A 13189-nucleotide genomic window follows, 5' to 3' on the forward strand; every position below is an offset into this window, starting at 1 on the left:
GTCAAATAGCCTTTATTTTTAATCATTTTGGAGCTAGTTATGTCAAAAGCACCCCTGCGCGTAGCAGTCACCGGAGCGGCCGGTCAAATTGGATACTCTCTTTTATTCCGTATTGCAAATGGCGATATGTTAGGAAAAGATCAACCAGTTATTTTGCAATTATTAGAAATTCCTGACGAAAAAGCCCAAAATGCTTTAAAAGGCGTCATGATGGAACTCGATGATTGTGCTTTTCCATTGTTGCAAGGTATGACTGCGCATGGCGATCCAATGACGGCATTTAAAGATATTGATTATGCTGTTCTCGTTGGTGCTCGTCCCCGTGGTCCTGGTATGGAAAGAAAAGATTTACTTTCCGCCAATGCCCAGATTTTCACTGCACAAGGTAAAGCTTTAAATGCGGTGGCAAAAAGAACGGTTAAAACTTTAGTCGTAGGTAATCCTGCAAACACCAATGCCTACATTGCAATGAAGTCTGCTCCTGACCTACCAGCGAAAAACTTTACTGCCATGTTGCGCTTAGATCACAACCGTGCTTTATCTCAACTAGCAACTAAATCTAACTCAGCTGTAGCGGATATTGAAAAATTAGTTGTTTGGGGCAATCACAGCCCTACGATGTATCCTGACTATCGCTTCGCTTCAGTCGCTGGAAAATCCATTAAAGAATTAATTAATGATGAAGATTGGAATAAAAACACTTTCTTGCCAACAGTTGGTAAGCGTGGTGCAGCGATTATTGAAGCTCGTGGCTTGTCCTCTGCAGCCTCTGCAGCAAATGCTGCGATTGATCATATACACGATTGGCACCTTGGAACCAATGGTAAATGGGTCACGATGGGTGTTCCATCTGATGGTTCTTATGGTATCCCTGCGGAGGTAATGTATGGCTTCCCAGTTATTTGTGAGAATGGTGAGTACACGGTAATTAAAGATCTTCCAGTTGATGAGTTTTCTCGCGAACGTATGGACTTTACGTTAAAGGAATTGCTTGAAGAGCAAGATGGAGTTAAGCATCTTTTGTAATTTAAGGCAAATTGATGAAGCCATCTGAAGTACTCTTCGAAGGTAGGGTTCCCAAATCCTTACCAGTCTGCGACCACTATTGTGGTACTGAAGTTCGTATGAAAAAGGCCCTCGCTTTGCAACAAGAGCTTGGGCCTTGCTTTGATATTACTTTCGATTGTGAAGATGGTGCTCCAATGGGCGAAGAAGAGCAGCACGCTTTTTTGGTGGCTCGTCTTATCAATAGTCCAGAAAACCAATTTGCTAGGGTCGGGGTTCGAGTGCATGATCCACAAAGCCCCTTCTTCACACAAGATATCGAAATACTGATTAAGGAATGTGGTAACCGACTGGCCTACATCACTATTCCAAAAGTCGAATCAGCTGTTCAAGTAAGTCATTTAATTGAACAAATTAATTCCAAAGCAGCTCAACATGAAGTCACTACTCTGATTCCGATTCATGTATTAATCGAAACACATACTTCGCTAGCAGATGCAATGCATATCGCTTCGTTGGCTCAAATAGAATGTCTAAGCTTCGGTTTAATGGATTTTGTGTCTGCGCACTATGGTGCTATTCCAGCAAGTGCTATGAATGTCGATCAATTTAACCACCCCTTGATTCAGCGTGCAATGTTGGATATATCTGCTGCATGTCATCGTTTTGCAATCACGCCTTCGCATAATGTGTGTACCGAAATTCATGATGTGGCTCGAATTCGAGATGATTGCCTTAAGGCTAAGGACTTTTTTGGATACACTCGCAAATGGAGCATCCATCCAAACCAAATACCTGTTATTGTAGAAGCATTCAGTCCACAAAATCAACAAGTGGATGAGGCAGTTCAGATTCTTCTGGCAGCACAAAATGCCCATTGGGGTCCTATACAATATGATGGAAAGCTTCACGATAGAGCAAGTTATCGTTTTTATTGGATGGTTTTACAACGCGCAAAAAGCTCAGGGAAAAACTTCTCGCAGCTAAACTCTTTAGATTGGTTTAATTAACAATGTTTAAATATTTTTTGAATACACAAAAGTACCAAATAAAATCCGCATATCACTTCACTCGTTTATTGATTGTGGGCGTATTTGTATGTGCCACCTTATTGGCATATCAATCAGATGCCTATGCCCAAAAGAAAAATACTAATCAAACTCCTCCTAAAGTAAGTTCATCTGAGGATGAAAAAAAGTTTGATATGCTTAAATCTGGGAATGAGACCGTTTGGACTTGTGAGAATAATGTCAAAGTGAAAACGGCCCAGGCTGGGAGTCAATACCTGTTTCTGCACAATAAAAAACTCTACACAATGAATGGTATAGAAGCCCTGAATGGCGTTTCTCGGTTTTCAGACATTGTGCATCGTCTTGATTGGATTATTATTCCTGGCAAAGCGATGCTATTTGATAGCAAAGCTGGACAACGCTTACTCGACTACTGTAAACACCCTGATTTAGCAGTAGTTGATCAATCAAAACAAGTCGATTTAATGAAATAGCAATTGTTGTGCTGGAGTGTCTTCGGGCATTTCAGCATGAACTACTTCAGCTGATCGATTTGGAAATAAGGGCACTCCACAATCTTCACACATCTCTGGCGTAAATAACATCGCATGTTTAAATACATCACCCACCCCCGCCAAATGAAGTGTGTCCGAAATTAGTTCGATAGTGGTGTTTCCATCCCCACTACTTTCTATATCATCCATCGAAACTGTTTCACGGTCATAAAGTGGCCACACTACTCCATAAATAATTTCGGGATGCCCCTTAATTGCAAAAGAAACACGAAACTCATCAGTAATCTCATGACCAAATGGAGCTACAACACAAGAAAGCTCAGGTGGAGTTACACCAAGTGATGACTCTAAATAATTGACTGCAGCTGTGAGACTCAGCGGTCTTACCCGCTTATCAGCCTCTCGACAATTAGTGAAAAAAGCATCGGGTAATAAAATTTCAAACTCGCATCCAGGTAGTAATTCGGACAAAACCGAATGCATCGACTCTTGCCACTGTTTAAGGGCCAAGCTCCGCTCTAAGCGAAGGGGCTCTTCCGCCTGCCAAATAAACATGGGTTGACCAATTTCTACGGCAACTGCGCAAAGAATGAAACGTGGGTCAGCTAAGACAGGAATCGTTTCTGGCATCTCTTTTAATTGATACACAACATCTGCTTGCTCAACTGCTGATTTAGCCATTTTCTCCAATAACATTCTAGTCTGACTATGAGACTGTGGAATTTGATCAATGCTATATAACCAAGGAACAATGGATAAATGAATTTCTTTAGTGAAAATAAATTCTTTTAAATACTCAACCGTTTCAGCAATTAAACCAGTCCGAATCGGTCCCGATGGAATTGCATATCGAGTTTGAGCAATCATTGGTATTGCCAAAAGCAAAACTTCATAGTGCTTGCCATCTAATTCATATACTAAGGACTCAGAGGCTGTTTCAATGGCATCAGCGAGTATTTCAAATGCTGCCGTTTGGGATTTAAAGGTTTGATCTAATGCGGCATCCAATACAGCTTGGTTTTGATTACTGAGTAATCGATTCAGGCGTTCAAATAATTTTTTTTCCCAAAAATTATCTTCCACCTTGCTCCCAGAAGCAGCAAGAGCTAATGCCTCAGAAACTAATTTTTCAACCTCAGGAGTATTTCTTGATTTAGTAGGTATCCTTGTCGATAAGACAGGTTTAATAGAAGATTTTGAGATAGCCATTATTTTTGTTGCTTTCTCTGAAAAACAGGTTGATAAGCCTTCGATAGTCCTTCAACATACTGATATCCTTCAAAATCAAAATCTTGTAATTTGATTGGATCTTGAATTGCATTTTGAATCACATAACGCGCCATTAATCCTCGGGCACGTTTTGCGTAAAATGAAATAATCTTGAACTTACCATCTTTTTCATCTTGGAATACGGGTGAGATAATCGGATACCCTAATTCTTTAGCTTGGATGACTTTAAAGTACTCTTCAGATGCTAAATTTAGTAACATCGGTTTTTTTTGTTTAGCCAATTCTGCTTGAATAAATGTAGTTATTTTTGATCCCCAAAAACTATACAAATCACCGCCGTGTTTATTTCGGAGGCGAGTGCCCATTTCTAAACGGTAAGCTTGCATTAAATCGAGTGGTTTTAATACGCCGTATAAACCCGAAAGGATACGAACATGCTTTTGAGCAAAATCTAATTGCTTTTTATTCAAAGATGTCGCGTCTAAACCTTCATAAACATCTCCGTTAAACGCAAACAAGGCAGCCTTACTATTATTACTAGTAAAGGTCTTGCTCCAACTAGAATATCTTGCCGCATTTAATGCAGCCAATTTGTCAGATAAAGTCATCAAGGAGGCAATTTCTTGAGTTGAGAGTTTTTTTAACACAGTAATTAACTGACCCGCCTCAGGAATAAACTCAGGTAAGGTGTTTGGCAAAGACAACTCAAACTCATCAAAATCTAAAGTTTTTGCTGGAGATAAGATGATCAACATATGATGAATAATAATGTAATTAAGTTAATTATATTTATATCAAGACTTCTTTATCACTCATAGAGAAAATGATTCCTTTAATGAATGCTCTATCAGTTTACAATTAATCAATTGACATGAGGGGAATTTTGTGGATTTTACATATTCAAGCAAAGTAGAAGAATTAAGACAACGTTTGTTAAGTTTTATGGATGAGCATATCTATCCTAATGAGCATCGTTTTTATGAAGAGGTGTCTGCCAACCGTCAAGCAGGTAACGCTTGGATACCAACCCAATTGATTGAGGAATTAAAACCTAAAGCACAAGCAGCGGGTCTGTGGAATTTATTTCTACCGCGCTCTAACCGTGCTCCTGAGGGGCTTAATAATCTTGAATATGCTCCTTTATGCGAAATCATGGGTCGCTCACATATTGCTCCAGAAGTTTTTAATTGCAATGCGCCAGACACGGGCAATATGGAAACTATTGAACGTTATGGTACGGAAGCCCAAAAGGATATGTGGCTAGAGCCGCTCCTAAAAGGTACGATAAGGTCAGCTTTTTTAATGACAGAACCTGATGTTGCTTCAAGTGATGCTACCAATATTCAATGCAGTATTCAAAAAGATGGTGACGAATACATCATTAATGGTCGTAAATGGTGGTCTTCTGGCGCTGGTGATCCTCGTTGCGCAATCTATATCGTTATGGGTAAAACTGATCCTGATGCGCCACGCCATACTCAGCAATCCATGATCCTCGTACCGTCAAATACTCCTGGTATTCGAGTAGTTCGTCCATTATCTATTTTTGGTTATGATGATGCTCCTCATGGACATATGGAAGTAATTCTCGACCAAGTACGTGTTCCTGCAAGCAATATCATGCTCGGTGAAGGTCGTGGTTTTGAAATTGCTCAAGGTCGTTTAGGTCCCGGACGAATCCACCACTGCATGCGCTCCATTGGCGCCGCAGAGCGCGCTCTAGAGTCTATGTGCAAGCGCTTAAAAGAACGTGTTGCCTTTGGCAAACCTATTTCAGAGCAAGGTGTCTGGCATGAGCGTATCGCTGAATCAAGATGCATGATCGATCAGGCGCGTCTTTTAACTCTTAAAGCAGCTCATACAATGGATGTTGCCGGAAATAAAGTAGCAAAAGCAGAAATCGCAATGATTAAAGTGGTTGCCCCCAATATGGCTGCAAAAATTATTGACTGGGCTATCCAAGCCCATGGCGGTGCCGGCGTCAGTCAGGATTTTGAGCTCGCCTACCATTATGCTTGGCAACGTATTTTGCGATTAGCGGATGGACCCGATGAAGTGCATCGGGCCGCTATCGCAAAAATTGAGCTTGGTAAATCCTTATAACTGGCAATGCTATTGAAATATCACCGTACTTTTGCCATTTAATAAAATACGGTGCTCGGCATGCCACTGAATAGCTCTTGCCAGAACCATTGACTCGACATCCCTACCAATCGCCGTAAGCTGGTCTGGTGTCATGGAGTGATTAACGCGCGAAATCTCCTGCTCAATGATAGGTCCTTCATCTAAATCTGTCGTAACGTAATGCGCAGTCGCACCAATTAATTTAACCCCACGTTGATGGGCCTGCAAGTAAGGTTTCGCCCCTTTAAAACTAGGTAGGAAAGAATGATGAATATTGATGACTTTTCCTGTTAAAGCTTCACATAATTTAGGTGATAAGATTTGCATATAACGTGCAAGAACGACTAAATCAATATTTTCTTTTTCAATTAAATCAAGTAACTGCTGTTCTACATCATTTTTGCGCTCATCTGTAGCAGAAGTAATTTGAAAAAAATGATACGGAATTTGATATGACTTTGCCAAATCATTGAAATCATGATGGTTCGATCCAATTCCAGCAATCTCAATCGGTAAACTACCTGATTTAGTTCGAAATAAAAGATCATTCAAACAATGTCCAAATTTAGAAACCATTATTAGTACACGAGGATGTTGCTGCAAATTATAAAATTTTGCATCCATCTGAAAACGGTTTTGAATAATAGAAAAATTCTCTTTGACTTGAGCTAACTGTAAAGGTTTTTCTATTTGCTCGAAATGAATACGCATAAAAAAACGACCTGAGAAAGGGTCCGTATATTGCGCAGAATCGGCGATATTACATTGCTGCTCAAATAAAAATTGACTTACTGCATAGACAATCCCGGGACAGTCTGGGCAGATGATTGTCAAAATATAACCTGGATGTGGCGAATTTGGAGGGTTTGTGGATAATGTATTCATAACAGTATTATCTTTCAATTTTAAATATCATTAAATAATTCATCATGCTGAATAACGCAAAAGAACTTTGGCCCCATAAACCTTTGGCTGAAGTCATGCGACCAATTCGAATTGAGGATGTTGTAGGCCAAGAGCATATTTTAGGCTTCAACAAGTCATTACAAATGGCATTCAATGCAAAAAAAATGCATTCTATGATTTTATGGGGGCCACCTGGTGTTGGTAAAACCAGCCTAGCACGACTCATGGCGACAGCATTTGAATACCATTTTATAGCTTTATCCGCGGTTCTTGCTGGTGTGAAAGATATTCGACAAGCTGTCGAAGAAGCACTGCAAGTCGAACAACAATCGAATAAAAAAACTATCCTCTTTGTCGACGAAATCCATCGTTTTAATAAAAGTCAGCAAGATGCTCTTTTGCCTTTTGTAGAATCTGGACTTCTCACTTTCATTGGCGCAACGACCGAAAATCCCTCTTTCGAAGTCAACTCAGCACTTTTATCTCGAGCGCACACCTACGTATTAAAACCTCTTGAAGAAAAGCATCTTAGAGCTTTACTAGTTCGTATTCCTGAAGTAACCAAGCGACCTTTCGAAATTTCCGAGGAAGCCATTCAAACTTTAATTCATTTTGCCGATGGTGATGGTCGAAGATTTTTAAACGCTATTGATCAAGCTCTTGCTAATCAAATCTCTAATGATCATTATTTGATTGATCAACCCCTGTTAGAGCAAGTGCTTCAATCTCAAGGAAGACGTTTTGATAAAGGCGGTGAACATTTTTATGATCAAATCTCAGCTCTGCATAAATCTGTTCGTGGTTCTCATCCAGATGCTGCTCTATATTGGCTTTGTCGAATGTTAGATGGTGGTGCTGACCCATTGTATTTAGGTCGAAGAATCATTCGTATGGCCTGGGAAGATATTGGCCTGGCTGATCCAAGAGCAATTCAATTATGTTTAGATGCGCTTCAAACTTATGAACGTCTAGGCTCACCAGAAGGCGAATTAGCCTTAGGTGAAGCAGTTATTTATTTGGCACTAGCTGCTAAAAGTAATTCGGCTTATAACGCTTATAACGCAGCAAAAGCCTTTGTAGCGAAGGACTCAAGTCAGGAAGTTCCTCTACATCTGCGAAATGCTCCCACTCAATTGATGAAAACTTTAGCTTATGGGCAAAGATATCGATATGCCCATGATGAACCACATGCTTACGCTGCTGGTGAGTCATACTTACCTGAGGGTATGAAAAATCCACTATGGTACTTACCTACAGACCGTGGATTAGAGATTCAAATTAGAGAAAAAATGGCTTTATTAAAAAGTCTTGATGAACAGGCCATGAAAAAGAAATAACTTAATTTTGCACAAATCGAACAAATTCCTGCACAGGAGATCGTTCAGTGACGAGTTGATTTTCTGGGGCTTGCATATTTTCATAGCCTAGTGATATGCAACAGACCAATTGTTCATCTTCAGCAAAGTTAAGGTGCTCTGCGACAATCTTGTGATAAGAAATAAAAGCAGCTTGAGGGCAAGATCCAATGCCCCTAGCATTGGCAGAAATCATTATGCTTTGTAAAAACATACCATAATCCAACCAACTCCCCTGCTCCATCATTCTTGGGATGGAGAAAAATAAAACGGTAGGAGCGCCAAAAAAATCAAAATTTTTCGCATGTTGTTCATGCATCTTTTGATTTTCTCCACGCGCAATCCCTACTAACTTATATAAATCAAAGCCAACTTTACGACGTCTCGATAAAAATGGTTCAACCCAGTTTTTTGGATAATAAATATATTCTGGGCGATATAAAGCACGTAAGGCAGGATCATTAAATACCGCTTTTACAGATTCCGAAAGCCGCTTTTTAGCTGCACCCTCCAATACATAAACTTTCCATGGCTGAATGTTGGATCCTGAGGGCGCTCTAGCAGCGACTTCAATAATATCTAAAACAGTTTGATTGGGAATGGGTGTTGATAAAAATGATCGTACAGATTTTCTGGTTCGAATCACATCATCAACAATCTCACTAACTGGCTGTTTTGTCATTACTTTTATTTACTCACACGCGTTCAATCATCATGGCAATTCCCTGCCCGACACCTATACACATGGTACAGAGAGCATAACGGCCTTGACGATGTTCTAATTCATAGAGTGCTGTGGTAATTAGTCTAGCTCCGCTCATGCCCAAAGGATGTCCAAGTGCAATGGCACCACCATTTGGATTTACCCTTGCATCATCATCTGCTACACCAAGTTCACGAAGAGTGGCAATCCCCTGTGCAGCAAATGCTTCATTGAGTTCAATAACGTCTACTTGATCAATGCTCATCCCTAATTGCGCTAAGAGTTTTTTGCTCGCAGGTGCAGGACCAATCCCCATCACTCTAGGTGGCACTCCAGCAGTTGCCATTCCTAAAATTTTTGCTCGTGGTTTTAATTGATATTGATTCATGGCTTGTTCGGAAGCAATCAACAGTGCGCAAGCTCCGTCATTTACTCCAGATGAATTTCCAGCAGTTACACTTCCATCAGGACGAACAATCGGCTTTAATTTTTGTAAAGCTTCAATGGTAGTTGAACGTGGATGCTCATCCAAAAGAATGGTAAAAACTTCACCTTTTTTGGAAGTAATATTTACTGGCACAATTTCTTTACCTAAACGCCCATTGTTCTGGGCAAGTAAAGCTTTTTCCTGACTTCTCAAAGCAAATGCATCCTGATCTGCGCGAGATACTACATAATCATCTGCGACGTTCTGTGCAGTCTCAGGCATCGAATCAACACCATACATTTGTTTCATTAATGGATTAACAAAACGCCAGCCGATTGTTGTGTCATAAACAGCATTGTTTCTAGAAAAAGCAGTTTCAGCTTTTGGCATTACAAATGGGGCACGACTCATACTTTCAACACCGCCAGCTATACCCATTTGGATTTGACCTGAAGCAATCGCACGCGCTACAACACCAATTGCATCCATACCAGAGCCGCATAAACGATTGACTGTAGAACCAGGAACATCCACCGGTAAGCCTGCCAATAATGAACTCATATGGGCTACATTACGATTATCTTCACCAGCTTGATTGGCGTTTCCATACACTACCTCATCTAACTTAGTCCAATCTACAGAGGGGTTTCTTGCCATCAATGCTTTAATCGGTAATGCACCTAAATCATCCGTTCGAATACTGGATAAAATACCGCCATAACGACCAATCGGTGTTCTCACAGCATCACATAAATACGCGACAGGTATTCCATTCGACATATTAATTTCCTTTTATTAATTGGGCTTGAGTTACTGCTTGGACAGTTTCGATGCTCATGCCATTAAATAATTCTTTGACTAAAAAACCTTGTGGAGTAATCTCAAAAATACCCAAATCTGTAAATACCATAGCAACACAAGCAACGCCAGTTAAAGGATAGGTACATTTGTCAACTAACTTACTTACACCATCTTTTGTCTGATGTTCCATCATTACAAAGGTTTTTTTCGCTCCAACAGCCAAATCCATAGCCCCACCAACAGCAGGGATTGCATCTGCTTCACCAGTATGCCAACTTGCTAAGTCCCCTGTTTGTGATACTTGAAATGCCCCTAAAACACAAATATCTAAATGACCACCACGCATCATGGCAAAGGAGTCCGCTTGATGAAAGAATGCTCCTCCTGGTTCAAGAGTTACTGGTTGCTTACCCGCATTGATTAAATCCCAATCCTCCTGGCCTTTTTCTGGCGCAGGACCCATCCCCAAAATACCATTTTCAGAATGCAAGAAGATGTCTTTATCTTCAGGCAAATAATTCGCCACCAAGGTTGGCATTCCAATACCAAGGTTCACATAAGAACCCTCATCGATATGGAGAGCTATTTTCTGTGCAATTTCGTTTCTTGTAATAGGTTTTAGATTATTTTGACTCATGACTCACCTCTTACTAGTGCGACGTGTTGCACAAAAATTCCCGGAGTAACAACAGTCTCAGGATCAATCTCACCGATCTCAACAAGCTCACTTACCTGCGCAATAGTTGTTTTGGCAGCTGTTGCCATAACGGGACCAAAATTACGAGCGGCTTTTCGGTAAACCAAGTTCCCATAACGATCAGCACGCAAAGCTCTGATAAGGGCAAAGTCGGCAGCTAAAGGCGTCTCAAATACATAATGTTTCCCATTGATTAGGCGTGTCTCTTTACCTTGTGCCAATAAAGTTCCATAAGCAGTTTGAGTAAAGAACCCTCCCAAACCTGCTCCCTGAGCGCGAATACGCTCGGCAAGATTACCTTGTGGAACTAACTCTAGTTCTATTTGCTTGGATCGATAGAGTGTTTCAAAGTGGTGAGAATCAGCCATTCTAGGATATGAACATATGATTTTTCTGACTCGACGCGCCTTTAGCAAGGCAGCAATACCAGTCTCACCGCTACCAGCATTATTGGTAATAATGACCAGGTCTTTTGCATCTTGCTCAACCAGACAGTCGATTAAATCATGAGGGATACCAGATCCCCCAAAACCACCAACCATAATCGTTGCACCATCCTTTAAACCCTTAAAGGCATCTTCCATCCGACCTAAAATTTTATTAATCATTCAATTTCTACACTATTTATTCGGCAGGACCAATATGTAACTCTAAACTCCCAAGCTGATCAATATTACCGACCAAATGGTCACCCGTTACAACAGGACCAACACCCTCTGGAGTTCCGGTATAAATCAAATCGCCTGTATTTAAATGGTAGTACTCAGACAAGTTAGCAATAATTTCTGCAACATTCCAAATCATGTCTTTTAAATCTGCTTTTTGTTTCGTTACACCATTGACCAGTAAATCAATATTTCCCTGATTTAACTCACCAATCTCTGATTTAGGTACTAATGGAGTAATCACAGCAGAATTTTCAAATGCTTTACCAAAGTCCCATGGACGTCCAATTTCGCGACTTTTAATTTGTAAATCTCTTCTTGTCATATCTAATCCACAGGCATAACCATAAATATAATCCTGTGCATTTTCTACAGAAACTCTAAAAGCAGGCTTACTAATTGCAATCACTAATTCCATTTCGTAGTGAAGGTTCTTGGTTCCGAGTGAATATGGAATCGTTGCACCACTCAAAACTAAAGAGTTGGCTGCTTTAGTAAAATAAAACGGTGGCTCACGATCAGGATCAAAGCCCATTTCTCTTGCATGAGCCGCATAATTTCTGCCTACACAAAAGATTCTAGAGACAGCATATTGTAATTGTGAGCCACGAACTGGCACACTTGGAATGGGTTCTGGGGTATACACGTAATCCACGATTCGTCACCTTTCAAGTTGATTTAATTGATCTTGTTAGGATGATAAACCAAAAGAAAAAAGTATCTCTACTAAGAAAGCTTTTTATTACTCTTCACTCAAAGAATTCGCTTTATTGTCCAATATGGTCATTCCAGAACCGCTATCCGAAGAAGCATTCAATTTAGTTGCAGGAAGAGCTGCGTTAGAAAAAGTCTCAGACTCATTATTCTCTTTCAATTGACTTACAACAATCGTTTTGACTGGCTCCGTACGTAATTGAACTGGTGCTTCTTTAAGTTCAATACTTTGGATATTTTGAGTCAAACTGACCACTTTCATTCCTTGAAAATATGCATCAATTTCCTGAAAATGATGGCTAAGAAGTCGAAATGGCCCGACGCCACTCACAACTTTATTTTGTCCTGGCACGACATCAATTTTTTGTTGACTTCCATTACCATCAATCACACATACACTTTGCGGTGTTTTACTTGTTAAGACAACAAAATTACCGGCGAAGTTAGCCTTTGATGGCACAAAAGTACTCGTGTATTGAGCTTGAATTGCACAAGGATTTGTATTATCTTGCGTTAATTTTTGGTCCAGGACGATCACTTCTTCTTTGAACCCATCTTCTGCATTCAAGGATTGAGCTGTTTGTATTTCTGAGTTTTTTGGCGAAGAAATTGCAACACTGTAAAGATTTGCATCTGGACTTAAAAATTCATAAGCACTATATGCCGTAATGATCAAACAAATAAGACCTAAACCCATTGCACCGCTGAAGGAAAACTTCGGTAATGGTGCTGATTGATTACTACGATGAAAACCTGAAAAATTGATTTCAGATTTAAGTTGGGGTGCAACGCCTAAAAATGCTTGTTCTGAAGTCATTCCTAAAAGCGCAGCCATTTTTTGGGCTGTTTTTAATTTTTGCCCTTCTGTATAAAAAGAAGATTTTCCACCCTCTTCAATTTGTTGAATTTGTAATACAGAACAACATAATTTTTGACTGATAGAAGATCGAGATTTACCCTGCAACTCTCTTGCTTGTTGAAAATTTTCACCAATAATGTAGGACTCTATGTCGATCGGATGCATAAATTGAATTCAA

14 protein-coding genes are annotated in these 13189 nt (G+C 40.1%); 5 read left to right on the plus strand and 9 right to left on the minus strand.

Annotated elements, in window-relative coordinates:
- Nucleotides 1-39: 39 nt before the first annotated feature.
- From QMN06_RS06600 to QMN06_RS06610, 3 genes are read left to right on the plus strand one after another with little or no spacing between them, the layout of a single operon-like run.
- Nucleotides 40-1026, plus strand: coding sequence for a malate dehydrogenase (locus QMN06_RS06600; protein ID WP_281969345.1), 987 nt, complete (start codon nt 40-42; stop codon nt 1024-1026).
- 14 nt (nt 1027-1040) lie between these two features.
- Nucleotides 1041-2015 carry a CoA ester lyase gene (locus QMN06_RS06605; protein ID WP_281969346.1) on the plus strand — a complete coding sequence of 325 codons (975 nt, stop codon included), beginning with the start codon at nt 1041-1043 and terminating at the stop codon, nt 2013-2015.
- Nucleotides 2016-2032: 17 nt separating this feature from the next.
- Nucleotides 2033-2509 (plus strand): hypothetical protein, encoded by a 477-nt coding sequence (locus QMN06_RS06610; protein WP_281969347.1) that lies wholly within the window; start codon nt 2033-2035, stop codon nt 2507-2509.
- On the opposite strand, the gene QMN06_RS06615 is transcribed toward QMN06_RS06610, so the two are convergent.
- Complete coding sequence (locus QMN06_RS06615; protein ID WP_281969348.1) at nt 2498-3739, minus strand: DUF2863 family protein; 1242 nt, start codon at nt 3737-3739, stop codon at nt 2498-2500. The two genes, QMN06_RS06610 and QMN06_RS06615, sit on opposite strands and share 12 nt — an antisense overlap.
- Complete coding sequence (gene yaaA, locus QMN06_RS06620) at nt 3739-4515, minus strand: peroxide stress protein YaaA (RefSeq protein WP_281969349.1); 777 nt, start codon at nt 4513-4515, stop codon at nt 3739-3741. Before yaaA ends, QMN06_RS06615 begins: the two co-directional genes overlap by 1 nt.
- A 130-nt stretch (nt 4516-4645) precedes the next feature.
- On the opposite strand from yaaA, the gene QMN06_RS06625 reads away from it, so the two are divergent.
- Entirely contained in the window at nt 4646-5863 is a 1218-nt protein-coding gene (locus tag QMN06_RS06625) for an acyl-CoA dehydrogenase family protein (protein ID WP_281969350.1), read from the plus strand.
- A gap of 9 nt (nt 5864-5872) precedes the next feature.
- Here QMN06_RS06625 and purU read toward each other — a convergent pair whose 3' ends face one another.
- On the minus strand, nt 5873-6769 hold the full coding sequence (purU, locus tag QMN06_RS06630) for a formyltetrahydrofolate deformylase (RefSeq protein WP_281969351.1): 897 nt from the start codon (nt 6767-6769) through the stop codon (nt 5873-5875).
- Between the two features lie 47 nt (nt 6770-6816).
- On the opposite strand from purU, the gene QMN06_RS06635 reads away from it, so the two are divergent.
- Nucleotides 6817-8127, plus strand: a complete 1311-nt coding sequence (locus QMN06_RS06635; protein ID WP_281971738.1) for a replication-associated recombination protein A — start codon at nt 6817-6819, stop codon at nt 8125-8127.
- Between the two features lies 1 nt (nt 8128).
- Here the strand turns inward: QMN06_RS06635 and QMN06_RS06640 are convergent, their stop codons facing one another.
- The 6 genes from QMN06_RS06640 to QMN06_RS06665 all read right to left on the minus strand — a co-directional run bounded on the left by QMN06_RS06640 (nt 8129) and on the right by QMN06_RS06665 (nt 13176).
- Nucleotides 8129-8827, minus strand: coding sequence for a nitroreductase (locus tag QMN06_RS06640; protein WP_281969352.1), 699 nt, complete (start codon nt 8825-8827; stop codon nt 8129-8131).
- A gap of 13 nt (nt 8828-8840) precedes the next feature.
- A complete protein-coding gene (pcaF, locus tag QMN06_RS06645) occupies nt 8841-10043 on the minus strand; it encodes a 3-oxoadipyl-CoA thiolase (protein WP_281971739.1) in 1203 nt (400 codons plus the stop codon).
- 13 nt (nt 10044-10056) lie between these two features.
- Nucleotides 10057-10713 carry a 3-oxoacid CoA-transferase subunit B gene (locus QMN06_RS06650; RefSeq protein WP_281969353.1) on the minus strand — a complete coding sequence of 219 codons (657 nt, stop codon included), beginning with the start codon at nt 10711-10713 and terminating at the stop codon, nt 10057-10059.
- Nucleotides 10710-11381, minus strand: a complete 672-nt coding sequence (locus QMN06_RS06655) for a 3-oxoacid CoA-transferase subunit A (protein WP_281969354.1) — start codon at nt 11379-11381, stop codon at nt 10710-10712. The genes QMN06_RS06650 and QMN06_RS06655 overlap by 4 nt, the downstream gene beginning before the upstream one ends.
- A 16-nt stretch (nt 11382-11397) precedes the next feature.
- Nucleotides 11398-12093: a fumarylacetoacetate hydrolase family protein gene (locus QMN06_RS06660; protein WP_281969355.1), complete on the minus strand. Its 696-nt coding sequence runs from the start codon at nt 12091-12093 to the stop codon at nt 11398-11400.
- An 87-nt stretch (nt 12094-12180) separates the two neighbouring features.
- Nucleotides 12181-13176, minus strand: a complete 996-nt coding sequence (locus QMN06_RS06665) for a helix-turn-helix domain-containing protein (protein ID WP_281969356.1) — start codon at nt 13174-13176, stop codon at nt 12181-12183.
- Between the last annotated feature and the right edge of the window lie 13 nt (nt 13177-13189).

Source organism: Polynucleobacter sp. SHI8 (assembly GCF_027944005.1).
In the GTDB taxonomy this organism is placed as follows: Bacteria; Pseudomonadota; Gammaproteobacteria; order Burkholderiales; family Burkholderiaceae; genus Polynucleobacter.

Excerpts from the sequence above, each read along its gene's own strand:
- QMN06_RS06600 (WP_281969345.1), top strand. The coding sequence starts at position 40 with ATGTCAAAAGCACCCCTGCGCGTAGCAGTCACCGGAGCGGCCGGTCAA.
- QMN06_RS06605 (WP_281969346.1), top strand. The coding sequence starts at position 1,041 with ATGAAGCCATCTGAAGTACTCTTCGAAGGTAGGGTTCCCAAATCCTTA.
- QMN06_RS06615 (WP_281969348.1), bottom strand. The coding sequence starts at position 3,739 with ATGGCTATCTCAAAATCTTCTATTAAACCTGTCTTATCGACAAGGATA.
- yaaA (WP_281969349.1), bottom strand. The coding sequence starts at position 4,515 with ATGTTGATCATCTTATCTCCAGCAAAAACTTTAGATTTTGATGAGTTT.
- purU (WP_281969351.1), bottom strand. The coding sequence starts at position 6,769 with ATGAATACATTATCCACAAACCCTCCAAATTCGCCACATCCAGGTTAT.
- QMN06_RS06640 (WP_281969352.1), bottom strand. The coding sequence starts at position 8,827 with ATGACAAAACAGCCAGTTAGTGAGATTGTTGATGATGTGATTCGAACC.
- QMN06_RS06650 (WP_281969353.1), bottom strand. The coding sequence starts at position 10,713 with ATGAGTCAAAATAATCTAAAACCTATTACAAGAAACGAAATTGCACAG.
- QMN06_RS06655 (WP_281969354.1), bottom strand. The coding sequence starts at position 11,381 with ATGATTAATAAAATTTTAGGTCGGATGGAAGATGCCTTTAAGGGTTTA.
- QMN06_RS06665 (WP_281969356.1), bottom strand. The coding sequence starts at position 13,176 with ATGCATCCGATCGACATAGAGTCCTACATTATTGGTGAAAATTTTCAA.